The organism is Chitiniphilus purpureus (assembly GCF_025642115.1).
Lineage (GTDB): Bacteria > Pseudomonadota > Gammaproteobacteria > Burkholderiales > Chitinibacteraceae > Chitiniphilus > Chitiniphilus purpureus.
The window spans coordinates 1,014,394-1,039,736 of record NZ_CP106753.1; the positions used below are offsets into that span (position 1 = coordinate 1,014,394).

A 25,343-nucleotide genomic window follows, 5' to 3' on the forward strand; every position below is an offset into this window, starting at 1 on the left:
GGAGGAAGGCAGCTTGCCTCACGACGTCAGCCTTATCACCACCATCGCCGTCGGCCTCGGACTGGCGTTGATCTTCGGTTTTCTCTGCGCCCGCCTGAAGATACCCGCACTGGTCGGTTACCTGCTTGCCGGCATGGTGATCGGGCCGGCCACCCCGGGCTTCGTCGCCGACGTGCACCTGGCTGGCCAGTTGGCGGAAATCGGCGTGATGCTGCTGATGTTCGGCGTGGGGCTGCATTTCTCGCTGGACGACCTGCTGGCGGTACGCAAGATCGCGCTGCCCGGTGCGGTGGTGCAGATCACCGTCGCCACGCTGCTGGGGATGGGCGTGGCGATGGCGTGGGGCTGGAGCCTGGGGGGGGCGCTGGTGTTCGGGCTGTCGCTGTCGTGCGCCAGCACCGTGGTATTGCTGCGGGCGCTGGAAACGCGCGGGGTGCTCGAATCCCTGAATGGGCGCATCGCGGTCGGCTGGCTGATCGTCGAGGATCTGGCGATGGTGCTGGTGTTGGTGCTGCTGCCGGCGCTGGCCCCGATGCTGGGCGGCACCGCGCCCGCGCAGGGAGGCGGCGCCGACCTGTGGTGGACGCTGCTGCGCACACTGGGCCAGGTCGCAGTGTTCGTGGTGCTGATGCTGGCGGTGGGCCGCCGGTTGTTCCCATGGCTGCTGTGGCAGGTGGCGCGCACCGGCTCGCGCGAGCTGTTCACGCTGTGCGTGATCGCGGCCGCGCTGGGCATCGCCTACGGCTCGGCCAAGCTGTTCGGCGTGTCGTTCGCGCTGGGCGCGTTCTTCGCCGGCATGGTGATGCGCGAATCGGACCTGAGCCACCGTGCCGCCGAGGAGTCGCTGCCGCTGCGTGATGCGTTCTCGGTGCTGTTCTTTGTCTCGGTGGGCATGTTGTTCGACCCGCGGGTGCTGGTAGAGCAGCCGCTGCAGGTGGCAGTGGTGGTGCTGATCATCATGGTGGGCAAGACACTGGCGGCATTCGGGCTGGTGCTGTTGTTCCGCTACCCGCTCAATACCGCACTGACCGTCTCGGCGAGCCTGGCCCAGATCGGTGAGTTCTCCTTCATCCTGGCCGGCATGGGCGTTGCGCTTGAGCTGCTGCCCAAGGAGGGGCAAAGCCTGATCCTGGCGGGGGCACTGATCTCGATCGCCTTCAATTCGCTGGTCTTCACCGCGATCGAACCGGCACAGCGCTGGATCCGTTCGCGCTCCAGCATCGCGCGCCTTCTGGAACGGCCGGACGATCCGCTGGCCGAGCTGCCGATGGAGACCGATCAGCAGCTGTTGAGCGGGCAGGTGGTGCTGGTCGGATACGGTCGCGTGGGCCGTCGGATCGGCGAGGCCCTGACCGCGCAAGGCGTGCCGTTCGTGGTGGCCGAGCAGAACCGCGAGATCGTCGAGATGCTGCGTGCGCAGGGCATACCGGCGGTCTCGGGCAATGCCGTCGAGCCGGCGGTGCTGATCCAGGCGCATGTCGCGCGCGCGGCAATGCTGGTGATCGCCACGCCCGATGCCTTCGGCGTGCGCAAGATGGTCGAGGTGGCCCGTATGCTGAATCCACCGATCGAGACGGTGGTGCGCACGCACAGCGAGGAGGAGGCCGTGCTGTTGGTCAATGAGGCGGTCGGCCGGGTATTCATGGGCGAACAGGAGCTGGCCAAGGGCATGGCCCGCCATGTGCTCGAGCGGTTCGGCCGCGTTTCGGCTGCGTCCTGAGCCGTGCGCTGCCACCTCGCACCAAGCCAGGGCTCGCATGCGGCCCATGCCGATTGCGATAGTGGCGTTGCCGCCCAGGCCCGTCACAGCCGCTGCCTGGATGGCATCCCAGACGCCCAGACCCGGACGTAGCCGGGTCTGGGCGTGGCCGGCCGGCGGGGCCGGGTCAGGGACGGGACGACGCCGGTCTAGCGCCGGGCGGCGTCGGCAAAGCGGCGCGCGGCGTCCTGCGCGCCCATGTCGCGGCTGCCCCAATAGGCGCCGACCACGTCGAAGAACGCCGAGCGCACGTTGTCCTGTACCGCCATGTTGTGTGCCCATGACGGCACCAACACACCCTTGCTGGCGGCATTGGCGAAATCCTTGGCCGACTGCCGGGCGTAGTCGTCGTAGCGGCGCAGGTCCACGTCGGTACGTGCCGGGATGTTGCCCTTGAAGAGGTTGAACACCTCCTGCCCTTCCTGGCTCATCAGCAGGCGAACGAAATCGCGCTGTGCTTCGAGGCGCAGCGGATCGGTCTGCTTGAACATCGTCAGGGTGTCGGCGGCAAAACTGTAGTCGCCCGCCTGCGTGGGGGCCGGCCAGCACAGGTAGTCCGTGCCCTGCTCCTTGCCGGCCTGCACGAACTCCGCTTTCGCCCAGTCGCCCATCAGCTGCATCGCGGCGCGGCCGTTGATCACGTCGGCAGTGGCAAGGTTCCAGTCGCGGCCCACCGGGTCGGGCGTCACGTAGGGCTTGAGCCGCTTCAGGGTCTCGAGCGCGCGGGTCATCGCGGCGCTGGTCAGCGCGCCCTGGTCCAGCTTGCTGAACGCGGCGCGGTAGAAGTCGGCGCCGCCCTGGCCGAGCGCGATCGCCTCGAACACCGTCGCCACCTGCCAGCTCTGCTCGCTGTGCGCCAGCGTGGCGATGCCGGCCTGCTTGAGCTTGTCCGCCATCGCGAAGAAATCGTCCCAGGTACGCGGCGGACGCAGGCCCAGGCGGTTCACGATCTGCGCATTCACCCACAGCATGTTGGTGCGCGCGGTCCCAAGCGGCACCGCCACATATTGTCCGTTGTGCTGGATCATCTGGTCGAACACCGCGGGCAGTACCCGCGACCAGCCTTGCTCACGCGCGATCTCGGTCAGGTCGGCGCATACGCCGTCCTTGGCCCAGTTCTGGATCTTGACCCCGCCGATCGCCGCCGCGGTGGGTGGGTTGCCGGCGTCGATGCGGCTCCTGAGCGAGGCCATCGGATTGTCGCCGCCACCATGGGCGTCCATCCAGTGATGGCCCATCCGGTTGAGCAGCGCCTTCACTTCGGAGACGGCGCGTGCCTCGCTGGAGGCAAGCCACCAGTGCAGCACCTCGATGTCGGCAAGCTTGAAGCGGCCGACCTGGTCGAGCAGCCGCGCCGCCCGTTCGTCCAGCTGGTGCAACGTCTGCCCGGCCTGGTGCAGTGCCGAATCGGTGGCCTGGGTCATGTTGTTGATCTGTTCGGCCGACTGCGCCATCGTGGTGGTGGCCGAGGACTGCTCCAGCGTGGATTCGGCGATCTGCCGCACCGCCTCCACCACATGCGTCATGCGCTGGTTGATCTCGAGCATGTGCTGGCGCGCGCTGTCGGCGCTCGCGACGCTCTCGTTCACCTGGTCGGCAGTACTGCCCATGTTGTCCACCGCCTGCCGGGTTTCGCGCCCCACCGAGTCGATCATCCGCGTGATCTCCACGGTGGCCGATGCGGTACGCTCGGCGAGCTTGCGCACTTCGTCGGCCACGACGGCGAAGCCCCGGCCCTGTTCCCCGGCGCGCGCCGCTTCGATGGCGGCATTGAGCGCCAGTAGATTGGTCTGGTCGGCGATCTCCTTGATCACGCTGACGATGCCGCTGATTTCCTGCGAACGCTTGCCCAGGCCGTCCATGGTGGTGCCCAGCACCTGCATCGCCTGTGCCACACCGCCCACCTCCTGCGAGACGCGCCGCACGGCCTCGGCGCTGTCGGCCGAGATCTGCTGGGTCTGCGAGACCACATCGTCCACGTCGCGCGCATTGTCGGCGATATGGGTGATGCTGACGGTGATCTGCTCGACGGTGGCCGCGGAGGAGGCGGCAAAGTCCGACTGCATCCGGGTGTCCTTGGCCATCTGCGCGGTGACGGCCGACAGCTCATGCAGGCCGATGGCAAGCCCTTCCATTTCACGCTGTACATCGCGCAGCACACCCTGCTGACGGGCGACGAAGCCATTGAGTGCGCTGGCGGTGGCGCCGATCTCGTCATTGCCGGTGGCCGGCAGCCGCAGGTTCAGGTCCCCCCCTTCCTCGCCCAGTGCGCGCAGCGTATCGCGGATCTGCAGCAACGGTGCCAGCCCCCGGCCCGTGGCGAACACCACAGCCCCTGCCACCAGCGCCATACTGGCCAGCGCGATCAGCACCCCTATGGTGGCAATGCCGGACGGCACATCCCCCGCGGTGACGAGATAGCCGACGGTCGCCGCAAACCCAACCGCCATCGCTGCGCACGACCAGCCTACGATACGGCTGCGAATCGACATCATGGAGGTCTCCTGCTGAAATCCCGCGTCTGGGCGTCCTCCACCCGGATGCGAAAGGTGTATGACGCTTGACTCGGTATGTTTGATCATTGACACAAATTAATCTTACATCGTCCCGGCGGAGCTGGAAGCCTCAGGGCGATGACCGGCCATCCGGAGCGCAGGCTCTGCATATCTCCATATCAGGCTTGGCACCATGAGTGCTGCATCCAAAGAATAGCATGGGGTGTGCCCAGCGCTAATCCTGGGTTTTGCTATTTCTCCAAGGTCATAAAATTCAATCGAGATTATTTTCTCGTTATGTAATATTTATAATGCGTGCAAGATTGTGCCTGCGTGGTGCGTGCAGTCACGCTGGCGCTGGCTGCTTCAAAGCGTGGTTGATAGTGTTTTGATTTGAAACAGGAATTATCGCCATGGCGAGTGGCGATCCGATGGTTATCGGTATGATTGGACGGCAACGCAAGCCGAATTTCGTAAGGAAGTGTGGTGCCGGGCTGGCGCAAGACATGAAAAAAGCCGGGACATGCAGTCCCGGCTTTGTTGGATTCTGGTGCCGACAGTGAGACTCGAACTCACACAGCCGAAGCCACTACCCCCTCAAGATAGCGTGTCTACCAATTTCACCATGTCGGCTTTCCCCCGGCCGCCATTGCCGCGCCAGGGAAAGGAGGCGGGAATCATATTGAATCCCTGTGCCGTTGTCCAGCCACCCTGCGAGACAGCGGACAGTATCCTGCCTATGCCTGCCTTACGGCTACTTGCGGGCAAGGCCAATGGGTTAAAATGGTTGCACTCTTTTGCAAGTTTTCTGCTTACAGGCCCCCATGTCCGATCTGTTGCGCGCCTGCCTTGAGCAGCACGGCCTCGCCGATCGCTTCCCGACCATCCTGGCGGAGCGTTACCCCCGTATCGCCGCCAGGGTCGCCGAGCTATGGGGCACGCCCATGCTCAGTGCCTACTTCGAGGAATTGCTGATCATGGACCGGCCGGACCGCCAGGGCTTTCCACCGGAGGTGGGCGCGGAGCTGATGACGTTGGCGTACGCTTACGACCAGATCGCGTTTCCGGCCATGCAGCAGGAAGATGTGTGGGCCCACGTGCATGACAAGGCGCGCCAGGAGCTGGCCGAGCAGGGGCTGGGCGCGACAGTGCGCGACTTCCACCAATGTGTCAGTCGCGGCGAGCACCACATCATCGGGCTGTTCCTGCGCGCGGGGCTGTCGGTGGAGGTGCGCGACGAGCAGGAGTGGACGCCGTTGATCCGCGCCTGTTTCGAAGGCAATGCGACGATGGCCGAGGCACTGATCCGCGCCGGTGCGAGCGTGCATGCGCAGGACGCGGACGGTTATGGGCCGTTGCACTGGGCCGCACTCAACGGGCAGGAGGGGCTGGCGCAGCTTCTGCTCTCGCACGGCGCGCGCGTGAATGCGCCCAACAAACATGGCTTCACACCGCTGATCCAGGCCGCCTCACGCGGCCATACCAAGCTGGTACGCCTGCTGATCTCGCTGGGGGGCAATGTCAACACCTGCACCGCCGAAGGCTGGACCGCGCTGCACAAGGCGGTGGCCAACGGACATCTGGATGCCGCGGTCGCCCTGCTGGACCACGGGGCCGATCCGCAGGCCAGGCATCAGGATGGCACCACGCCGCTGCAGATCGCCCAGCAGAGCAACCGACAGCGATTGCATCAGCTGCTGTCCATGGCTGCCAGCCTGCGGCAGCGGCGGCCGGAGTCGTACAATGCCGCCGCGCCGCCACAGGTCAAGAAGTAGCCCATCGTATCGATCAAATCAAAAACCCGCCGTCACGGCGGGTTTTTGATTGGGTGCAAGACAGCTCAGGCGCCGACCGTCACCGAGCGACCACGCCGGTTGGTGGTGGTGAAGGCGGCCACCTTCACCGTACCGGACACCGCCACCGGGCCGCTGTAGACAGGCGAGCTCAAGCCCGGCTCGCTGCCATCGGTGGTGTAGCGCAGCACCAGCCCCGGGTTTTCGACGTTGGCGCGCAATTGGCCGTTCTCCAGCACTGCGCCCGGTACCGGCACGCGATAGCCGTAGCCACCGAGGAAACCGTCCAGCCGGGGCAGCTCGCGCTGGCCCAGCCGGTTGGCGAACTGGTTCCAGTCCGCGTCCATCCGCGCATTGCGCGCGGCGCGGTCGGCGATGGTGGTCCAGCCCGGATCGCTGGCCCAGGCCCGTTCGGCCAACGCGATCAGCCGCGGCATCGCGAGTTGCTCGACCCGCGCCGCACTGCGCGCGTTCTCACCCCACAGCTCGCCCTGGATGCCGATCACATTGGCGGCACCGGCTGCGGTCAGGCGCACCTTGTTGTCGAGCGAGTTGCCCAGATCGTGCCCCATCAGGTTGACGGTGGCGGTGGTGTAGATGTCCAGCGGGCAGAATTCGAACGCCTTGCGGGTGTTGATGAAGCCGCCCCAGTAGTAACCGGGCTCCTGTGGATCCTTCTCGTAGGCCAGGTCGAAATACAGGTTGGTCACGTTGCACAGCACCACCTTGTAACCGGCGTTGGCGAGCTGATAGGCGAAATCCTCCTGGCCCCAGCCCCAGACGTTGTTCCACACATAGGGCTGGAAGTTGGCGTCGACGAACTTGGGGTTGGGCTTGTGCACGTGCGCGCCGTCGACGACGTCGTGGGTGAGGGCGATCTCCTCCCAGCCGCCGAAGGTGAGGTCATAGCGCTTGAGGATGTCGCGATAGCGGGCGAGGAAGTAGTCCTGCAGCTCGCGCGTGCTCTGCATGCCCTGCTGCTGCATGAAAGCCTGACACTTGGGCGATTTTTCCCAGACGCCAGCCGGCACCTCGTCGCCGCCAGTGTGCAGCGTCTTCCAGGTCGCGCCTGCCTCGGCGTACATCTCCTTCACATCACGGATCACCGTTTCGATGAAGTTGTACGCGCCGTCCGTGGCGATGCAGATCACGTTGTCGTGCCACAGCTGCACCGATTCGTAGGTCGAGGCGTCCTCCGCCTCGCCCAGCAGATACTGTTCGGCAGCGGCAGGCTGGCCGGCCTGCATCAGGCGCTCGTAGCGCACGTCCATCGCCTTGATCGCAGCGCGCGCGTGACCCGGCACGTCGAACTCGGGCACCACTTCGATATGGCGCGCGGTGGCGAACTTGAGGATCTCGATGAAGTCGGCGCGGCTGTAGAACCCGGTGCCATGCGAGCCCTCCACCTGCGCGCCCGAGCCGAAGCAGGGCACCAGATTGTCGGTTTCGCTGGTGGTGAAGCCGCGCTTGCTGCCGATCTCGGTCAGTTCGGGCAGGGTCGGGATCTCGACACGCCAGCCTTCGTCATCGGTGAGGTGGAAGTGGAATTTGTTGAGCTTGTACAACGCCATGCACTCAAGCAGCCGCAGCACCGTCTGCTTGGACGAGAAATTGCGGCCTACGTCCAGGTGCATGCCGCGATAGGCAAAGCGCGGGGCGTCCTTGATCTCGCAGAACGGCACCACAAGCACCGGCTGCGGATTGCGCCAGACCTCGACAGGCAGCAGCTGGCGCAGTGTCTGGATGCCGTTGAACACGCCATGGGCCGACGCACCGGTGATGACCACACCGTTGGCGTCCACCCGCAGCGTATAGGCTTCGTCGGGTGAGCCGTTCTCGCCGACCTCGGGGGTGCCCAGCTGCAGCACGATGCCCTGGCCGCTGGCGGCGCCGTGGAACTCGGCGCCGGTCAGGTCGCGCAGCGATTGCCGCAGAAAGGCCGCCTCCCGTTCCAGCGCCACCGGAAACACCACGGGTACCGAGGCGTCGAGCGTGAAGGCGCCATTGCCGTAGCTGGCGCTCTGCGGGGTCGGGGTGATCTTGCCGACATCGGCGGCATCCAGCTGCGTCAGCCCGGCGTTGTCGGCATAACGGGTCGCCGCGGTCACGTAGGGCACTTTGTCGGCCAGCGAGCGGTTGCGTTGTTCGGGGCGGGTGAACGGCACGATCTCGGGGTCGCCGATCACTTCGGCGTGTGCGCCTGGCGTGCCATCCCCGTAGACGAGATAGAACCCGAGCGGCGCGTCGGTTTCCTGGATCACCCAAAAGAGGCCCACGTAGCGGATGGTGCGCGACTCACCCGGCGCCAGCGTGCCGAAATCGGTGGTGGGCACCAGCTTGGACAGGTCGCCGTTCACATGCTGGATCGCCACGCCGCCCGTCACCGACTCGGGTTTGATCTTGCGGCAGGTATTGAAGTAGAGCGCCCAGTCCGATCCTTCAAGCGGCTGCGCTGATCGGTTGGTGAGCGTGATTTCGGCCAGGAAGGTGTCGCCATCGTAATGGTTGGAAACGCATTCCCAGGTGAGCTTCAGTTGTGATCCAGCAGGACGGCTCATCGGTCTACTCCAGATAATCGGTATGAGGCACAAGGATGGAACGGCGCCGCTGCGCCGTAAGAATCGGTTCGCATCCTGCCGGGCGTCCGGTGGGCAGGCTCAGCGCAGCAACCGCGGTTGACCTAAGGTCTAAGGGGGTTCATGCGCCGTAGGGGCCCCATGGCAGGATCGTGAACAGCTTCAAAATGGATGCAGGGGGTGACGGTCAGTGTAGAGCGATTGCCTTACACCTGCCAGCATCGACATTGCTCAGATTGTCGCGTGCGGTTGCCGCCCCGCCAAGTGCGCTGCTGCGATGCAGCGACGCCTGCGGGCAGGCTGCACGTGCCGGTATCGCAGGGCGGCGCTGCGGGCTTTCCGGTATCATGACGGCCTGGAAAATCATGAGGGCGTGCCGTCGCCGAGCCGCATGCGCTGTCCCTCATCGCTGAACTGAACGGACCCGAACACCATGGCTGATGTCCTGAAGCTGCGCGGCGGTACCGCGCTTTCCGCTTTCCGTATCGAAAAACTGCGTGCCGCCCTCGCTGCACAGGATGTGCCGCTGCGGCTGTATGCCGAGTTCTGGCATTTCGTCGAGGTCGATACCGCGCTCGATACCCAGCAGCAGACGGTGCTCGAACGCGTACTCAGCTACGGTGAACCGGCGCGACCCGCCGAGGCCACAGGGACGCTGCTGCTGGTGCTGCCGCGCATCGGCACCATCTCGCCCTGGTCGTCCAAGGCGACCGACATCGCGTGCCACTGCGGCCTGGCGCAGGTGGCGCGCATCGAGCGTGGCATCGCGTTCTACGCCAGCCGCGACGACGACGCCCCGCTTTCCACCGCCCAGATCGCGCAGCTGGCACCACTGCTGCATGACCGGATGACCGAACAGGTGTTCCCGACGCTGGAGGCGGGGGTGGAGCTCTTCCGCCATTTCGCGCCCCGGCCGCTGGCGACCGTCGATGTGCTGCAGGGCGGGAGGGCGGCGCTGGAGGCGGCCAATGGCGAATTCGGGCTGGCGCTGTCCGAGGACGAGATCGAATACCTGGTCGACAACTTCGGCAAGCTGGGGCGCAATCCGACCGACGTCGAGCTGACCATGTTCGCGCAGGCCAATTCCGAGCACTGCCGCCACAAGATCTTCAACGCCGACTTCATCATCGACGGCGAAGCCCAGCCGCAGAGCCTCTTTGGCATGGTCCGCGAGACGCACAAGGCCGCGCCCGAAGGCACGGTGGTGGCGTACTCGGACAACGCCTCGGTGATCGAAGGCAGCCAGGTCGAGCGCTTCTACCCGGCCGCCGGCAACCAGGTCTACGGCTTCAGCCTGGAGCAGACCCATATCCTGATGAAGGTGGAAACCCACAACCACCCGACCGCGATCTCGCCGTTCCCCGGCGCCTCCACCGGGTCGGGCGGCGAAATCCGCGATGAGGGCGCCACCGGGCGCGGCTCGCGGCCCAAGGCGGGCCTCGCGGGCTTCACCGTCTCCAACCTCAACATCCCCGGGGCGATCCAGCCGTGGGAAGACCCGGCCTACGGCAAGCCGGACCGCATTGCCTCGGCGCTGTCGATCATGATCGAAGGGCCGATCGGCGCCGCCGCGTTCAACAACGAGTTCGGCCGGCCCAACCTCGCCGGTTACTTCCGGGTGTTCGAGGAAAGCTTCGACGGCGTGCGCCGCGGTTACCACAAGCCCATCATGATCGCGGGCGGCCTTGGCAACATCGCCGCCATCCAGGTGGGCAAGAATGCGCTGCCCGAAGGCACGCTGCTGATCCAGCTGGGCGGCCCGGGCATGCTGATCGGCATGGGCGGCGGTGCGGCCAGTTCGATGGCGACCGGGGCCAACGCGGCCGACCTTGACTTCGACTCGGTGCAGCGTGGCAATCCGGAAATCCAGCGCCGCTGCCAGGAAGTGATCGACCGCTGCTGGCAGCTCGGCGCCGGCAACCCGATCCAGTCCATCCACGATGTCGGCGCCGGTGGCATTTCCAATGCCTTCCCTGAGCTGGTGAACGATGCCGGCATGGGCGCGGTGTTCGACCTGCGCAAGGTGCCCATCGAGGAATCGGGCATGGCGCCCAAGGAGATCTGGTCCAACGAATCGCAGGAGCGTTACGTGCTCGGCATCTCGCCGGCCGACCTCTTGACCTTCGAGGCGATCTGCGAGCGCGAGCGTTGCCCGTTCGCCGTGGTGGGCCGCACCACCGGCGAGCGCCAGCTGGTGCTTGAAGACCCACATTTCGCCAACCGTCCGGTCGACATGCCGATGGACGTGCTGCTGGGCAAGCCGCCCAGGATGACGCGCGACGTGGCCCGGATCAAGCCGGGCGTGCAGGTGTTCGATTCGTCCTCGCTCGATCTGCGTGATTCGCTGTACCGCGTGCTGCGTCTGCCCACGGTGGCCAACAAGAACTTCCTCGTCACCATCGGCGATCGTACTGTCGGCGGGCTGACCGCGCGTGATCAGATGGTCGGCCCCTGGCAGGTGCCGCTGGCCGACGTGGCGGTCACCACCATGGGATTCGCCACCTACAAGGGCGAGGCGATGGCCATGGGCGAGCGCACACCGCTCGCGCTGCTGAATGCGCCGGCCTCGGGCCGGATGGCGGTGGGCGAGGCACTGCTCAATATCGCCGCCGCGCCGATCGCCAGGCTCTCCGATGTGAAGCTGTCGGCCAACTGGATGGCCGCGGCCGGTTATCCGGGTGAGGATGCGCGGCTCTACGACACGGTGAAGGCGGTGTCGCTGGAACTGTGCCGTGAGCTGGGGGTGTCGATCCCGGTGGGCAAGGATTCGCTGTCGATGAAGACGGTGTGGCAGGAGGGCGGCGAGAGCAAGGAAGTGGTGTCGCCGTTGTCGCTGATCGTCTCGGCGTTCGCGCCGGTGAACGATGTGCGCCGGACGCTCACGCCGGTGCTCAAGCCCGAGTTCGATACCGACCTGATCCTGATCGACCTGGGCGACGGCAAATGCCGGCTGGGTGGTTCGGCACTGGCACAGGTGTACAAGCAGGTGGGGCAATGGTCGCCCGATGTGGTCAGCATCGCCCATCTGAAAGCCTGTTTCGCCACAGTGCAGAAGCTCAATGCCGAAGGCAAGATCCTCGCCTACCACGACCGCTCCGATGGCGGCCTGATCGGCGCGATCGCCGAGATGATGTTCGCCAGCCATGTCGGCGTATCGCTGGATATCGACGAGCTGTGCATCGAGCGCCGCCGCCGGGCGCGCGAGGAGGACGAATTGTCCCCCGAGGACGTCGCCCGCGCCGAGAACGGCCGCGTGATGGGCGTGCTGTTCAACGAGGAGTTGGGGGCCGTGCTGCAGGTGAAGCGCAGCGATACCGCCGCGGTGATCGCCGCGTTCTCCAACGTGGGCATCCGCAGCGAGCTGCACGTGGTCGGCAGCCTGAACCACGACGACCGGCTCAAGATCAAGAAGCGCAACCGGCTGCTGCTGGACGAGTCGCGCATCGAGCTGCAGAAGGCCTGGAGCGAGACCAGCTGGCGCATCCAGCGGCTGCGCGACAACCCGGCATGTGCCGACAGTGAATTCGCGCGGATCGACGACAAGCACGACCAGGGCTTGTTTGCGCAGCTGAGCTTCGAGCCGTTCGAGGACATCGCCGCGCCCTACATCGGCAAGGGGGTGCGTCCCCGGGTCGCCATCCTGCGCGAGCAGGGCGTGAACGGGCAGATCGAGATGGCCGCTGCGTTCACCCGCGCCGGCTTCACCGCCGTCGACGTGCATATGAGCGATCTGATCGCCGGCCGCGCCCGTCTGGCCGACTTCCAGGGCCTTGCCGCCTGCGGTGGCTTCAGCTACGGCGACGTGCTGGGTGCCGGCGAAGGCTGGGCCAAGAGCATTTTGTTCAACGAGCGGGCGCGCGACGAGTTCGACGCCTTCTTCCACCGCGCCGATACCTTCGGCCTCGGGGTGTGCAACGGCTGCCAGATGATGGCCAACCTGGCAGGCATCATCCCGGGCGCACAGGCGTGGCCCAAGTTCACCCGCAACCGCAGCGAGCAGTTCGAGGCGCGCCTGACGATGGTCGAGCTGCCCGAGTCGCCGTCGCTGTTCTTCGGCGGCATGGCTGGCAGCAAGCTGCCGGTGGTGGTGAGCCACGGCGAGGGCTTCGCCAATTTCGGCCAGCAGGGCGATCCGAAGGCGGCGCTGGTGGCGATGCGTTATGTGGACAGCCACGGCAAGCCGACCGAATCCTATCCGGCCAATCCGAACGGCAGCCCCAAGGGCGTTGCCGGCCTGACCACCGCCGACGGTCGCTTCACCATCATGATGCCGCACCCGGAGCGCGTGTTCCGTACGGTGCAGATGAGCTGGCACCCTGAGCACTGGGGCGAGGATGCGCCCTGGCTGCGCATGTTCCGCAACGCCCGGCGCTGGCTGGGCTGAGCGCGGCGACAAACAAGAAGGAGCGCCCGAGGGCGCTCCTTTTTTTGGTGCAGTGCCGGATCAGGACTTGCGGCGGCGCCGTGCCCAGCCCACCAGGCCCATGCCGGTCAGCATCAGCGCGTACACCTCCGGTTCGGGCACCGGCGCGGTGACCGCGGAGAGGGTGATGCTGTACAGCTGCAGATCCGCAGCGCCCAGGTCAGCCTGTTGCATGTACACCGGGACCTCGCCGTAGATGGGCTGCTCGATCAGCGGGCAGTCCGGGTCCCCGGCGCACGCGGGATCGGGCACCCACTCGCTGCCGACCACCACCCATTCGGTGCCCACCTGCACTTCGATGAACTCCAGGGACCCCAGTGCCTCGGCCGAGCCCTGCAGCGGCTGGGCGAAGGCGCCGTCGTAGTTGAAACGCTGCGAGAAGAGGCTGTTGTGGCCCTGGGTGTAGCTGACCCAGCCGACGTTGTTCAAGCCGACGGCGACAGCACCCGGGTGCTCAATCGAATAGGAGCCGAGCACATCGACGGTGTAGCCCACGATCCGGTGACCCGGCTTGGCCTGGAAGTCGAACGTGGCGTCGAACAGCGCGCGGGTCGGCTGCAGCGGATCCTGTTCATTGATGGCGTAGTCCGACAGATAGATCTGGTTGCCAAAGAACAGCTCCACACCGTTGTTGACCGGCCGGTAGGTGATGCTGTTGGGATCCAGGTAGTTGGTCCAGCCCCAATCGTTGTATTCGATGGCGAAAGTGAACTGGTCCGGGTCGTAGTCGATGGTGACCTGACCCGCGTCGAGCGAGGCGGGGATGGCCATGGCAGCCTGCGACAGCAGCAGGCCGGCCATGGCCGCGATGATCCGGCGTACAAGCATGGGATGACTCCAGGAGAGTTGGTCGGGTAAAGCGTGATCAGGCTAGAGCGGGTTGATGAATACCGCGCGGCTTTAAGACGAAGTGCATAACGCGCCGCAGGGGCGGTGTAAACCTGAGGGGGCGGCATGCATGGGGTGGCAGCAGCTGGTGGTGCTGGCTTGCACGGGCAGGTCGGGATGGTGCGGCCGGGGGGCGTGCAACAGCGAATCGATTGCACTCTCTGTCAGAAAAAGGCTGTGTCGGCGATGACGGCGGGGTGTTGCAAATATGCAAGGTAAACGTCGGGTGCCCGGCACTCCGGCAGGCTGCCCCGCCGCCGTGGTGAGCCCGATCGCTATTTGATCAACCGGATATTGAACGGCAGTCGGTAGGACACGCCCTTGCTGGCATTGACCGCCCCCAGCACGCAGAACACCAGATGCACGAGCATCAGCACGCGCAACAGCAGCCAGCCGGTCACGATCCAGAGGGCGACCGACATGATGATGACGGTGATCGACCAGTTGAGCGCCTCCTTGGCATGGTCGAACACCAGCGGATCGTCCTTCCTGTTCTGATACAGCATCAGCGGCGGCACGAACAGGAACACCAGCGTACCGATCCAATTCAACACGGCGACGGTCATCGAGTCGTTGGAAGGCATGCGTTGCAGCTGGGTCATGGGTGGGTCGTCCTGGTGGCGGGGCGGGTTATGGTAAGAGCCGCTGAAAGCCGGGGTCAAATCGCCGGGCGCGTGGCCGACAAAAAACCCGGCCGCGTGGGCCGGGTTCTGCCGCAGCGACGCCAGCTCAGCGGGTCAGCGTGCCGGTGGGCGAGATCATCGTCAGCTCGACGAAGTTGGCACCCAGCCGCTTCCTGTCGCTGAAGTCGACGGCATAGCCGCCCAGATCCAGCCGTCCCAGCGTGGAAAGCGCAGTGGTGACCGCCGCGCGGGTCGGGTTCTTGCCGGCGCGCTTGAGCGCCTCGATCGCCAGCCGTGCCGAGATATAGCCTTCCAGCACCGCGTAGCTCGGGAATTCGCCGCTACGCAGCACGGCGCCGGTGTCTTCCTGGAATTCGCGGATGAAGCGCAGTTGCACGTTGAACGGATAGGGGTAGACCTGCGAGATCCCAAGGCCATGCGCATCCTTCTTGCCGATGTAGCGCAGCACGTCCTCGAACTGGATCAGCGAGATGCCATACAGCTGGCTGGTGCCGCCCAATGCCTTGTACTTCTTGACGAACTCCGCGGCCGGTTTGGAGGTGGTCAGCAACAGCACCGCCTGCGGATTGGACTTGGCCAGCGTCTGCGCGGCCTTGCCCACATCACCGTTGCGCGGGTTGAACGTCACCTCCACTTCCAGCTTGGCGCGGTGCTTGGCCAGCGCGCTCCTGAGCGACTTGAGCGCTGCCTGGCCGTCGGCGTCGTCCTGCGCCAGCGCGCCGATCCGCGTCATGCCCAGATTGCCCGCCAGCAGCTGCACGGTCTTCTCCAGCTCCTGGGTATAGCCGGCACGGGTCTGGAACACATGGGGGTCGGCCGGCAGCCGGATCAGGTCCGAACCGGCGTGCGCGCCGATCAGCGCGGCGTTGCCGTCGACCAGCACGCGCGAGCGGCTCAGCTCGGAGACCGTGGCGCTGCCGTAGTAGCCCACCAACAGCAGCGCATTGTCCTTGTCCAGCAGTTGCCGGGTGTTCTGCACCGCGCGCCTGGGATCACCGCCGTCGTCGATGACCTTGTGGTCGATCACCGCGCCATTGATGCCGCCGCGCGCATTGACGCGGCCGAAATAGAGGGAGGCGCCCAGCGCCAGCGCCTTGCCGGTATCGGCACCCGGCCCGGTGGTGGGCACGGACTGGCCGATCACGATCTGGGCCTCGGGGGCTTTGATGACTGCTTCGATTTCCTCGTCTTCCGGCGCCGCAAAAGCGGAGGCGGCCAGCGCGCCGAAGATCAGGCAGGGCAACAGGACTTTGCGCAGCATTCTTGATTTCCTCCCAGGCTCCCCGTTTCGCGACAGGGCGGCTTTGCGATGTCCGGGGCATCTTAAATTAATGCCTACAGATGGTATAGTGGCGGCTCGCTTCAACAAAGGAAAGGCGGTCATGCGTCGTGGCGTCTACGCTGGCAGCTTCGATCCGGTCACCAACGGCCACGTGTGGATGATCGAGCATGGGGTGAAGCTGTTCGATGAGATGATCGTCGCGATCGGCGAGAATCCGGACAAGAAATACACGTTCCGGGTCGACGAGCGCGTGGCGATGCTCAAGGAAACCACCGCCCACCTGCCCAACCTGCGCGTCGAGACCTTCGAGAACCGCTTCCTTGTCGACTACGCGCGCGAAGAGAACGCCGATTTCATCCTGCGCGGCATCCGCGAGGCGGCCGACTACGAATTCGAGCGCAAGATGCGCTACGTGAACGCCGACCTCGCCCCACATATCGATACCGTCTTCCTGATGCCTCCGCGTGAGATCGCCGAGATCAGCTCGACCATGGTCAAGGGCCTCGTCGGTCCCGGCAACTGGGAGAGCGTGGTGCGGCAGTATGTGCCGCAGCCGGTGTTCGAGCGCCTGGTGGCCTGGCGCGCGCAGCGCACGCACTGAACCGTCCTGCCGCAACGCGGCCTGCCCATCCATCTCCTCGGCCATGCCGGTATGTCCGCTCCGGCAACTGCAGCTGCGCAGGCGATCTGCGCGCCGCGCAGGGCATGCCTTGGTAAACTCGCGCTTTGCCCAGCCAGGCCCCATCCCATGTCCGACCTTGCCAGCTATACCAACCGCCTTGCCAAGAACGCCAAGCACTGGGGCAAGTGGGCGCGCCGCCATGGCGTGAACTGCTACCGGCTCTATGATCGGGACGTGCCGCAGTTCCCGGTGATCGTCGATTGGTACGCCGGGCGCGTGCACCTGCAGGAATACGATACCGGCTGGGTGCAGACCGACGAGGCGCACGAAGCGTGGCTGGCCGAGATCTGGGAGGCGACCGCGCAGACGCTGGGGGTGAGCGAGGACCTTGTCTCGGTGAAGACCCGTCGCCGTCAGGAAGGGAGCGCGCAATACGAAAGGACCGGCCACGAGGGCGAGGATTTCGTGGTCGAGGAGAATGGCCTCAAATTCATCGTCAACCTGGACAGCCACCTGGACTCCGGCCTGTTTCTGGATCACCGCAATACCCGCGCCCGGGTCCGTACCGAGGCGGCCGGCAAGCGCTTTCTCAACCTCTTTTGCTACACCGGCGCCTTCACCGTCTATGCTGCCGCCGGCGGGGCGCGCGAAACCATGTCGGTCGACCTGTCGAACACCTATCTGGACTGGGCGGCGCGCAACCTGGCGCTCAATGGCTTCGCCGAAGGGCTGCACCGGCGCGTGCGGCAGGACGTGTTCCAGTTCCTGACCGACGCCATCGACGACGGTGCGCAGTACGAGCTGATCGTGATGGATCCGCCGTCGTTCTCCAATTCCAAGAAGATGCAAGGCGTGCTGGATGTGCAGAAGGATCACCGCTGGCTGGTCGAGGCCTGCCTTGAGATCCTCTCGCCAAACGGCACGTTGTACTTCTCCAACAACCTGCGCACCTTCAAGCTTGATCCGGCGCTGCTCCCGCTGTGCGAGGACCTCTCGGCCGCATCGGTGCCCGAGGATTTTCGCAACCAGCGCATCCACCAGTGCTTCCGCTTCGCCAAGGCGTCTGACGGGCACGCAGGCGGCTGATCCATTGATGCGGCACCCCCGTGCCGGGGAGGATCGATGAATCCGCAGCCGTTGGCACTGTGTCTGCTCGGTGCGCCGCGACTGACGCAAGGTGACCACGAACCGGGCCGCGAGCTCCGCTACCGCAAGGCCTGGGCCTTGCTGGGGCTGTTGTCCTTTCCGGCCGGGACCTGGCAGCCGCGCAGTACGCTGGCCGCCATGCTCTGGCCGGAACTGGACCGCGCGCTCGGGTTGGCCAATCTGCGGCAAGTGCTGAACAACCTGCAGCGGGTGTTCGATCGTCACGCCGGTGGGGCTTGCCTGCGCATCGAGCGCGAACGCGTACTGTTGGTGCCCGGCACCACACTGTGGGTGGACACGCTGGCATTGGCGCAGCTGGCTCGGCGCTGCGCCGATGACCCGGCCATGCTACGGGCCGATGAGCTCGCACAAGTGATCGAACCGCAGTTGGACACGTTGTCTGGCACCTTGCTCGATGGCCTGGAGCCGGTGGCGGGCGAGGCGTACCTGCGCTGGCTGCAGGCCAGCCGGCAGCAAGTGCAGTCGTGGCAGCAATCGATGCTGCAATGGGTGTGCGAGGCACAGCAACATTGTGGGCGTCTGGCCGCCGCGGTACTGTCGGCCCGCCTGTTGTGGCAGCACGACCCACTGAGTGAGCCCGCCGCCGGACGCCTGATCCGACTGTTGCTGCACATGGGCGATCACCGCGGCGCGCAGCAGGCGCTGACCGAACTGGATCGTAATCTGCGCAGCGAGCTGGGCACGCGCGTCACGGCAGCATTGCGCGCGCTCGTCGAACAGCGTGGCCTGCCGACCGGCGATGCCAAAACCACCTGGCCTGCAACCGCCACGGTGCAGGAGTCGCGTTCGATGGCCGTGTGCTTCGTGACGCTGGCCGAAGTGTCAACCGATCCGGGTGACCTGGACCTGACCACCCTGCTGGCTGCACGTACCTTGCTGCTGCAACGGCGCGCCGAAGTGCGTCCGTTGGCGGGCCTGGGCTTCTACGCCGGATTCGGCGAAGCGGGCCAGACCGAACAGGCGGCGCGGCGTTGCGTACTGGCCGTGGGCGAACTGCTCAAGGCCCTGCCCGGAAGGTTGCAGGTCGGCATGGCTTTGGGCGTGCTCACCTGTCGCTACGGGCCCGAAGGGGCGGACTGGTTTGGCACCCTGCCTGACGAAGCAAGGCAGTTGGCGGCTCGGGCCCTGCCCGGCAGTGCACTGGGCAATCCGGCGCTGGCCGCGCAGGTGCCGGCATTCACGTCGGCATCGCACGGCGTGCTTGCTTTGCGGCCTGAGGCGGCGAGCGGCGATGCGCCACTGGACGGCAGGCAGCCGCTGGTCGGGCGTGAGCCGGAGCTGGCTGCACTGATGCGGCACTGGCGGCAGGCCTGCGACGGCAGGCCGGCCTGGGTGGCAATCCAGGGCGAGGCAGGTGTGGGCAAGACGCGGCTGGCGCGGGAATTTGCCGCCCAGGTGGCAACGCAAGGCGGGCTGGTATTGCGCCTGCACGGTGCGTTGGAGTGGCAGTCGCTGCCGTTGGCACCGCTGCGTGCCGCCCTACTCACCGTGCTGACCGCCGATCCGGCCGCGCTTGGCGAGCGGGCGCCAGTGCGTGCCGCAATCGCGGCATTGCTCGCCGGGCAGCCCGATTGCGAGGAATTGCTTGAGACCTTGTTGCATTTCCTGTTCGAGGAAGACCTGCCGGGAGCGCCGACAGAAGGGCGGGACCAGCGCTTCTGGGCCGCCTTTGCCGCGGTCGATGCCTTGGCCGGGCGTCAACCGGTATTGCTGTGGGTGGACGATCTGCACTGGGCGGATCTGGCCACGCACGAATGGCTTGCGCATTACGCCGGCCTGCTTGCCGGCCAACGGCTCCTGCTGCTGAGCACCGCGCGGCCGGACGCGGCAATGAGCTATGCCATGCCGCCGAGCCGGTTCGAACTGGCCGCGCTGCCCGAAGCGGCGGCGGGGCGCCTGGTGGCGCAGTGTGATCCGGCCGGTCGGTTGAGCGAGGCCGAGCAGCGCAGCATCGTGCTGGACAGCGCCGGTGTGCCGCTCTTCATCGAGCATCTGGCCCGGCGCCATCTTGCCGGCGAGATCACCCCGGCGCACCGGATCGACGAATTGCTGGCGCTGGAGCTGGACCGGCTGGGAGCGTTCAAGCCGGTGTTGCAGTCGGCTGCGGTGCTGGGCAACGTGTTCTCGGCCGAGCATCTGGCGTTGATTCTGCCGCACCAGGAACTGCAGCCGGTGCTGGAACTGGCGACCCACTACCGGCTGATCCGGCCGCTGCCCCAGCAGCGCTATGCGTTCCGTCATGCATTGATCCGCGATGCCGCGTACCGCAGCCTCACGCCCGGCCATGCTCGCAATATCCATGCGCGCTTTGCCGGCTGGCTCGCCGCGCAACCGCACGCGGCCCCCGGCGAGATCGCCGCACACTTCGATGCCGCGCAGCAATGGCGACTGGCCATCGAGTGGTGGCGACGCGCCGGCCAGGCTGCGCTTGCCGGTCAGTTCGCCAGCGACGCGCTGCGTGGCCTGCAGCGCGCACTGGCACTGGCCGAGCAGCATGCGGCAGGTGAGCCGGTCCTGCTGCGCGGATTGCAGTTCGCCGTCGGCGACGCAGCGCTGCTCAGCCAGGGCTACGGTTCCACGCTCGGGCATGCGCTGTTCGAATCCATCGCCGCCCGGATCGAAGCGCAAGGACGGCCCGAGGATGACGAAGACCGGTTCCGCGCATTGAGCGGCCTGTACATGGGCGGCAGTTCGCAGGGGCGTACCGAAGGGTTGGTGATCGGTCGGCGTCTGGAACAGCTGGCCGACACCCCTGCGAAGCGGCTGATGGTGTGCTTCGCGCTGGGCAACTCACTGTTCTGGCGCGGCAGCTTCCATGAGGCGCTGGCCTATCAGCAAGAAGGCGCAGCCCTGGCCGATACCTTGCCGCTGACAGAGCGCACGCGGTACTGGGGCGAGGATCTGGGTGTGCTGGTCCGTGCCTTCCTGAGCTGGAACTGCTGGTTTCTCGGCGACGAGGCCCAGGCGCGCAGCGTGGCTGGGCAAGGCATTGCCCAGGCGCGTAGCGGCGGCAAGCCACATGCGTTGTGCTTTGTACTGGCCTTTGCCGCCGCGATGAACTGGACCGCCGATGATGTGGAGGGCACGCGCCGGCACGCCGGCGAAGGGCTGACGCTGGCACGACGTTTCGGCTTTCCGCTGTGGCAGGGCATCCATGGCCTGTTCACGTTATGGTGCGACGCACGCGAAGGGCGATTGGCCGATCCAGCACCGGTGCTGCAGGCGGCCCAGACCTTCCGGCAGGCATACCAGGCTGGCAGCACCACCGCCGGCTGGGTGGTGATGACCGTCCTGCTGCAACTGGACCTGCATGACGAGCTGGCCGTCATGGTGCAGCCGGCCCGCAGCAATCTGGAGCAGGCAGGCGACCTTTACTGCCTGGCGGAGGTGGCGTTGCTGCAGGCGGTTGTCCTGGCCCGACAGGGGCAGGCAGGGCAGGCGGCCTTGCTGCTGTCCGAGGCACGCGGGCTGGCTGCGCGGCAAGGGGCCGTCGGCCTGGCGCAGCGGCTGGAACGGCTGGCGCAGACCCACCTCGGGCAGGCTGCCTGATCCGGCTGTCCGCAACCTGCCGGCCTGTTTGTCACGATCTGCTTACGTTGGTTCTTTACACTCCGCAGCCGGCTGAAACCGGCCCTGCCTTGGCGACACGCCGGCACTGAAGCCCGTGGTGGCAAGTGCCATGGTCAGTGGTCAAGCCAGACGAGAAAGAACACAGGAGTATCAGCAGATGATGGGGTTGTGGCAGACGGTGCGCCCGGGGGGGCGTTCGTGGAACAGGCATGGTGCATTACGCCAGGTGCTTGCCGTGACGGTGGTGGGGCTGCTTGCCGCCTGCGGCGACGGCGGTGGGCAGACGGAGCAGGGTACGCCGCCGGCAAAACCGGCGGTCTTGCCACTGGTGAATTTGCAGCGCGAGGCAGCCGGCACCGACTGTGCGCAGGGCGGCACACGGGTCGAATCCGGCGCCGACGGCAATCTGAACGGCGTCCTGGACGCGGACGAGATCCGCAATACCCAGTATGTCTGCCGCGGCGGGCAGGGCACCGTGGATACATTGGCGGCACTGGGCGCCGAGCCGGCCGGCAGCCAGTGCCCGCAAGGTGGCACGCGGGTACAGGCGGGGTTGGACGGCAACGCCAACCGGATACTCGATAGCCAGGAAATCAGCGCGGTCGGCTATGTGTGCGAGGCGACACCGGCTGCTGCGCAGCCGATGCGTCTGTTGTCGCTGCTGCCCGAGCCGGCCGGCGCACAGTGTGTCAACGGGGGCAGCAAGGTCAGTGCGGGCGAGGATCGCAATGGCGACGGCCGGCTCGATCCCGCCGAAATCGTCGGAACGCGCTATCTATGCGACGGCGTTGCCGATGCGCCGGGCGCGGCCGGGCTCGTCAACATGGTGGCCGAGCCCGCAGGTGACCACTGCGCCGCCGGCGGCGGCAAGGTGATGACCGGCCTGGATGCCAACCGCAACCACGTGCTCGACATCTCCGAAGTCAGCGCCATCCAGTACCTCTGCCGGGGCGCGGCGGGTGCCGATGGCCTGAGCACCAGGGTTCTGCAGACGACGGAGCCGGCCGGGAGCCATTGCGCCAGTGGCGGCCAACGTATCAGTGCCGGATTCGACCGCGATGCCAATGACGTGCTGGACGGTAACGAAATCGACTCAACCGGCTATGTATGCAACGGCGCAACCGGCAGCCAGGGTGCGTCGGGGTGGGACAGCCTGTTCGCGCTGGTACCCGAGCCCGCCGGCGAGGCCTGTGCGGCCGGCGGCAGCAAGGTCACTGTCGGGTCCGACCGCAATCGCAATCAGGTGCTCGATGGCAATGAAGTCAGTGCCACGCGCTATCTGTGTCACGGCAAGGCGGGCGGCGATGGTCTGCAAAGCCTGCTCGACATGCAGCCCGAGCCGGCGGGGCCCCATTGTCCGGCCGGCGGCACCAAGGTTGCCGCAGGCGTCGACGCCAATCGCGACGGCGCACTGGGCGCGAACGAAGTGGCCAATGTCCAATATGCCTGCAACGGTGCCACCGGCCCAACCGGCCCAACCGGCCCAACCGGCCCAACCGGCCCAACCGGCCCAACCGGTCCAACCGGTCCAACCGGCCCGACCGGCCCGACCGGCGCGCCGGGTCTCACCGCGCGTATGCTGATGACCGCGGAGCCACCTGGAGCCCATTGCGCCAGCGGTGGTCAGCGTGTGAGCGTGGGGTTGGACAGCGACGGCAACGGCGCACTCGATCCACCCGAGATCCAGTCCTCCAGCTATGTCTGCAATGGCACGGCCGGCACCGATGGGCTGAACAGCCTGAGTGCCGTGGCGGCCATCGGCCCGGGCGCCGCGTGCGCCAACGGTGGCAGCATGATCACGAGCGGCATCGATGCCAACCGCAACGGCGTGCTCGATGCGACCGAGATCGGCTCGACCGCCTACGCCTGCAATGGCGCCACCGGCCCGACCGGTCCCGCAGGGCCGGCCGGCCCCACTGGCCCAGGGGCGGTGCTGTTCACCACATCCGGCAGCTATACCGTGCCGGCCGGCGTACACGCGCTGCTGATCGATGCCTGGGGCGGGGGCGGGGGTGGCGGCAATGCCTTCAACTGCCAGCAATATGCATGTGGTCAGGTCGCCGATCCGGCCTGGGGGGCCGGCCAGGGCGGCGGCGGCGGCTCGGGGGCGTATCAGCGGATCTACCTGGCGGTGAATCCGGGTGACGTGCTCGGCGTGACTGCCGGCAACCCCGGCATCGCGACCAATGTCGGCATCACCCCCGGCAGTGGGACCATCACCGGCTTCCCGCCGCCGCCTTCGGGCAAGGGGGGCGATTCACTGGTCTCCTACCAGGGCACGACAGTGCTCACGGCCAGGGGCGGCACTGCCGGCACCCACCATATCTACAGCAGCTATGACGGCTCCACCTCGCCCAGCACTGCCGGGGTCGGGGGCAGCGCCGCGTTCGCCCTGCCCGCGCTGGGCCTGGCCACCATGCCGGGCGTGGCGGGCAACGGCAGCCAGGGCGGCGGTGTCGGGGCGCCCGGCAGCGGCGGGAACGGCTTCGATCCGGGCAGCAGGGCCCAGCCTGGCAATGGCACGACCGGCATGGTGATCGTCCTGCCTGTCCAATAGCACGCGTGCTGCCTGGCCGGCCGCGTACTGCGCGGCCGGCATACTGCAGTCGCCCGGGCTTGTCAGGGTGCCGCGGCTGCCCCATGCTGCGGGGTTTGTTTTCCTGCCGCCGTATCGCCGTGCTGTCTGCTGCCTTTGTCGAACCGCTGGTGCTGGTCGATCTGGAAACCACCGGCGCGAATGCCACGCGCGATCGCATCACCGAGATCGGTATCGTAGAGGTCGATGCACGGGGCGTGCGCGCGTGGGCCAGCCTCGTCAATCCCGGCGTGCCCATTCCCAGCTTCATCCAAAGCCTCACCGGCATCGACGACGCGATGGTGGCCGGGGCGCCTACCTTTGCCGAGCTGGCCGAAGAGGTGCTGCTGCGGCTCGAAGGCCGCATCTTCGTGGCCCACAACGCGCGCTTCGACTACGGCTTTCTGAAGAACGAATTCAAGCGGGCGGGCCTTGCGCTGCGCAGCCGCGTGCTATGCACGGTCAAGCTCTCGCGCCGGCTCTATCCGGCCGAATACAAGCACAGCCTGGATGCGCTGGTGGCGCGCCATGGCCTGCGGGTGGACGGCATGCGCCACCGGGCGCTCACCGATGCCGAATTGCTGCTGCAGTTCCTGCAGGTGGTCGAGCGCGACCATCCGGCCCCCGCGGTGCAGGCCGCGATCACCGAGCTGACGCGCCAGCCCGCGCTGCCCCCCGGGCTCGACCCCGCGGTGCTGGACGACCTGCCCGACGGGGCCGGGGTGTACCTGTTCCATGGCGAGCGCGATGCGCCGCTATACGTGGGCAAGAGCACCGGGTTGCGCCGGCGGGTGCTCAGCCATTTCGCCGCCGATCACAAGGCGCACAAGGAAATGCAGCTGGCGCAACTGGTGCGCCGGATCGATTGGATCGAAACCGCGGGCGAGCTGGGGGCGTTGCTGCTGGAAGCCAGGCTGGTCAAGCAATTGCGCCCGGTCTTCAACGCGCGGCTGCGGCCTTCGGCCGAGCAATGCCTCTGGCGGCTGGTCGAGGACGACGGCGTGCTGGTGCCGCGGCTCATCGACGTGGCCGACCTGGACACGGACAGCGGCGGGCGTGACTTTCTGTTCGGGCCGTTCCGCGGCCGGCGCGAGGCAGCCAAGCTGCTGGAGAAGCTGGCCGAGGAGCTGGGGCTGTGCCGGCAGGCGCTGGGGCTGGAGCCCCGGTCACGCAAGGGCGGGCCAACGCCGTGCTTCGGCCATCAGCTGGGGCGCTGCAAGGGCGTATGCGCCGGCCGCGAGGCCCCCGCGCTCTACAACGCGCGCCTTCTGGCGGCGCTGGGCAAACATGCCTTCGCCGCTTGGCCGTGGCCCGGCCCGGTCGGACTGCCCGAAGGCCCGGAATGGGCACCGCAACTGCACGTGATCGACCGCTGGCGTTACCTGGGCACCGTGCACGACCTTGCCGAACTGCCCGAATTGCTGGCCGCGCCGGCCGCGCCGTTCGATATCGACATCTACAAATTGCTGCGTGCCGAATTCAAGAAGCGCGCCGGACAGGTGCGCCGGCTCGGCTGAGCGCATCGGTGGTGGTGTGCGGGCGTTGAAGC

The 25,343-nt window shown here is 66.6% G+C and carries 13 protein-coding genes and 1 tRNA gene; 8 read left to right on the forward strand and 6 right to left on the reverse strand.

The annotated features are described in order from the left end of the window. The first annotated feature begins 13 nt into the window (after nt 1-13). The gene (ybaL, locus tag N8I74_RS04410; protein ID WP_263125719.1) at nt 14-1,720 is read left to right on the forward strand and encodes a YbaL family putative K(+) efflux transporter; all 1,707 of its coding nucleotides are present in this window, start codon (nt 14-16) and stop codon (nt 1,718-1,720) included. Nucleotides 1,721-1,908: 188 nt separating this feature from the next. Here ybaL and N8I74_RS04415 read toward each other — a convergent pair whose 3' ends face one another. Together N8I74_RS04415 and N8I74_RS04420 are read right to left on the reverse strand one after the other, a co-directional pair. Continuing rightward, nucleotides 1,909-4,254: an extracellular solute-binding protein gene (locus N8I74_RS04415; RefSeq protein WP_263125720.1), complete on the reverse strand. Its 2,346-nt coding sequence runs from the start codon at nt 4,252-4,254 to the stop codon at nt 1,909-1,911. A gap of 548 nt (nt 4,255-4,802) precedes the next feature. Further along, nucleotides 4,803-4,887 (reverse strand) — tRNA-Leu (locus N8I74_RS04420). A gap of 191 nt (nt 4,888-5,078) precedes the next feature. Between N8I74_RS04420 and N8I74_RS04425 the strand changes: the two genes are divergently transcribed. Then, complete coding sequence (locus tag N8I74_RS04425; protein ID WP_263125722.1) at nt 5,079-6,029, forward strand: ankyrin repeat domain-containing protein; 951 nt, start codon at nt 5,079-5,081, stop codon at nt 6,027-6,029. A 65-nt stretch (nt 6,030-6,094) separates the two neighbouring features. On the opposite strand, the gene N8I74_RS04430 is transcribed toward N8I74_RS04425, so the two are convergent. Continuing rightward, nucleotides 6,095-8,605, reverse strand: coding sequence for a family 20 glycosylhydrolase (locus tag N8I74_RS04430; protein WP_263125724.1), 2,511 nt, complete (start codon nt 8,603-8,605; stop codon nt 6,095-6,097). A gap of 451 nt (nt 8,606-9,056) precedes the next feature. Here N8I74_RS04430 and purL point away from each other — a divergent pair, with 451 nt between their 5' ends. Beyond that, complete coding sequence (purL, locus tag N8I74_RS04435) at nt 9,057-13,007, forward strand: phosphoribosylformylglycinamidine synthase (protein ID WP_263125725.1); 3,951 nt, start codon at nt 9,057-9,059, stop codon at nt 13,005-13,007. 60 nt (nt 13,008-13,067) lie between these two features. On the opposite strand, the gene N8I74_RS04440 is transcribed toward purL, so the two are convergent. The 3 genes from N8I74_RS04440 to N8I74_RS04450 all read right to left on the reverse strand — a co-directional run bounded on the left by N8I74_RS04440 (nt 13,068) and on the right by N8I74_RS04450 (nt 15,839). Next, nucleotides 13,068-13,874 (reverse strand): PEP-CTERM sorting domain-containing protein, encoded by an 807-nt coding sequence (locus N8I74_RS04440; protein ID WP_263125726.1) that lies wholly within the window; start codon nt 13,872-13,874, stop codon nt 13,068-13,070. A gap of 335 nt (nt 13,875-14,209) precedes the next feature. After that, a complete protein-coding gene (locus tag N8I74_RS04445; RefSeq protein ID WP_263125727.1) occupies nt 14,210-14,536 on the reverse strand; it encodes a DUF4870 domain-containing protein in 327 nt (108 codons plus the stop codon). A gap of 127 nt (nt 14,537-14,663) precedes the next feature. Next, on the reverse strand, nt 14,664-15,839 hold the full coding sequence (locus N8I74_RS04450) for an ABC transporter substrate-binding protein (RefSeq protein ID WP_263125728.1): 1,176 nt from the start codon (nt 15,837-15,839) through the stop codon (nt 14,664-14,666). Nucleotides 15,840-15,960: 121 nt separating this feature from the next. Here N8I74_RS04450 and coaD point away from each other — a divergent pair, with 121 nt between their 5' ends. From coaD to N8I74_RS04475, 5 genes are all read left to right on the forward strand, one after another. Further along, nucleotides 15,961-16,461 carry a pantetheine-phosphate adenylyltransferase gene (gene coaD, locus N8I74_RS04455; protein WP_263125730.1) on the forward strand — a complete coding sequence of 167 codons (501 nt, stop codon included), beginning with the start codon at nt 15,961-15,963 and terminating at the stop codon, nt 16,459-16,461. Nucleotides 16,462-16,608: 147 nt separating this feature from the next. Then, nucleotides 16,609-17,568 (forward strand): class I SAM-dependent methyltransferase, encoded by a 960-nt coding sequence (locus tag N8I74_RS04460; RefSeq protein ID WP_263125732.1) that lies wholly within the window; start codon nt 16,609-16,611, stop codon nt 17,566-17,568. Between the two features lie 36 nt (nt 17,569-17,604). Further along, nucleotides 17,605-21,198 (forward strand): AAA family ATPase, encoded by a 3,594-nt coding sequence (locus N8I74_RS04465; protein ID WP_263125734.1) that lies wholly within the window; start codon nt 17,605-17,607, stop codon nt 21,196-21,198. A gap of 178 nt (nt 21,199-21,376) precedes the next feature. After that, entirely contained in the window at nt 21,377-23,776 is a 2,400-nt protein-coding gene (locus N8I74_RS04470) for a DUF7151 family protein (RefSeq protein WP_263125736.1), read from the forward strand. A gap of 83 nt (nt 23,777-23,859) precedes the next feature. Beyond that, nucleotides 23,860-25,311, forward strand: coding sequence for an exonuclease domain-containing protein (locus N8I74_RS04475; RefSeq protein WP_263125737.1), 1,452 nt, complete (start codon nt 23,860-23,862; stop codon nt 25,309-25,311). The last annotated feature ends 32 nt before the right edge of the window (nt 25,312-25,343 follow it).

What these genes read in the sequence shown, in the direction of transcription:
- N8I74_RS04415 (WP_263125720.1), bottom strand. Translation starts at nt 4,254, where the DNA reads ATGATGTCGATTCGCAGCCGTATCGTAGGCTGGTCGTGCGCAGCGATG.
- N8I74_RS04425 (WP_263125722.1), top strand. Translation starts at nt 5,079, where the DNA reads ATGTCCGATCTGTTGCGCGCCTGCCTTGAGCAGCACGGCCTCGCCGAT.
- N8I74_RS04430 (WP_263125724.1), bottom strand. Translation starts at nt 8,605, where the DNA reads ATGAGCCGTCCTGCTGGATCACAACTGAAGCTCACCTGGGAATGCGTT.
- purL (WP_263125725.1), top strand. Translation starts at nt 9,057, where the DNA reads ATGGCTGATGTCCTGAAGCTGCGCGGCGGTACCGCGCTTTCCGCTTTC.
- N8I74_RS04440 (WP_263125726.1), bottom strand. Translation starts at nt 13,874, where the DNA reads ATGCTTGTACGCCGGATCATCGCGGCCATGGCCGGCCTGCTGCTGTCG.
- N8I74_RS04445 (WP_263125727.1), bottom strand. Translation starts at nt 14,536, where the DNA reads ATGACCCAGCTGCAACGCATGCCTTCCAACGACTCGATGACCGTCGCC.
- N8I74_RS04450 (WP_263125728.1), bottom strand. Translation starts at nt 15,839, where the DNA reads ATGCTGCGCAAAGTCCTGTTGCCCTGCCTGATCTTCGGCGCGCTGGCC.
- coaD (WP_263125730.1), top strand. Translation starts at nt 15,961, where the DNA reads ATGCGTCGTGGCGTCTACGCTGGCAGCTTCGATCCGGTCACCAACGGC.
- N8I74_RS04460 (WP_263125732.1), top strand. Translation starts at nt 16,609, where the DNA reads ATGTCCGACCTTGCCAGCTATACCAACCGCCTTGCCAAGAACGCCAAG.
- N8I74_RS04465 (WP_263125734.1), top strand. Translation starts at nt 17,605, where the DNA reads ATGAATCCGCAGCCGTTGGCACTGTGTCTGCTCGGTGCGCCGCGACTG.
- N8I74_RS04470 (WP_263125736.1), top strand. Translation starts at nt 21,377, where the DNA reads ATGATGGGGTTGTGGCAGACGGTGCGCCCGGGGGGGCGTTCGTGGAAC.
- N8I74_RS04475 (WP_263125737.1), top strand. Translation starts at nt 23,860, where the DNA reads ATGCTGCGGGGTTTGTTTTCCTGCCGCCGTATCGCCGTGCTGTCTGCT.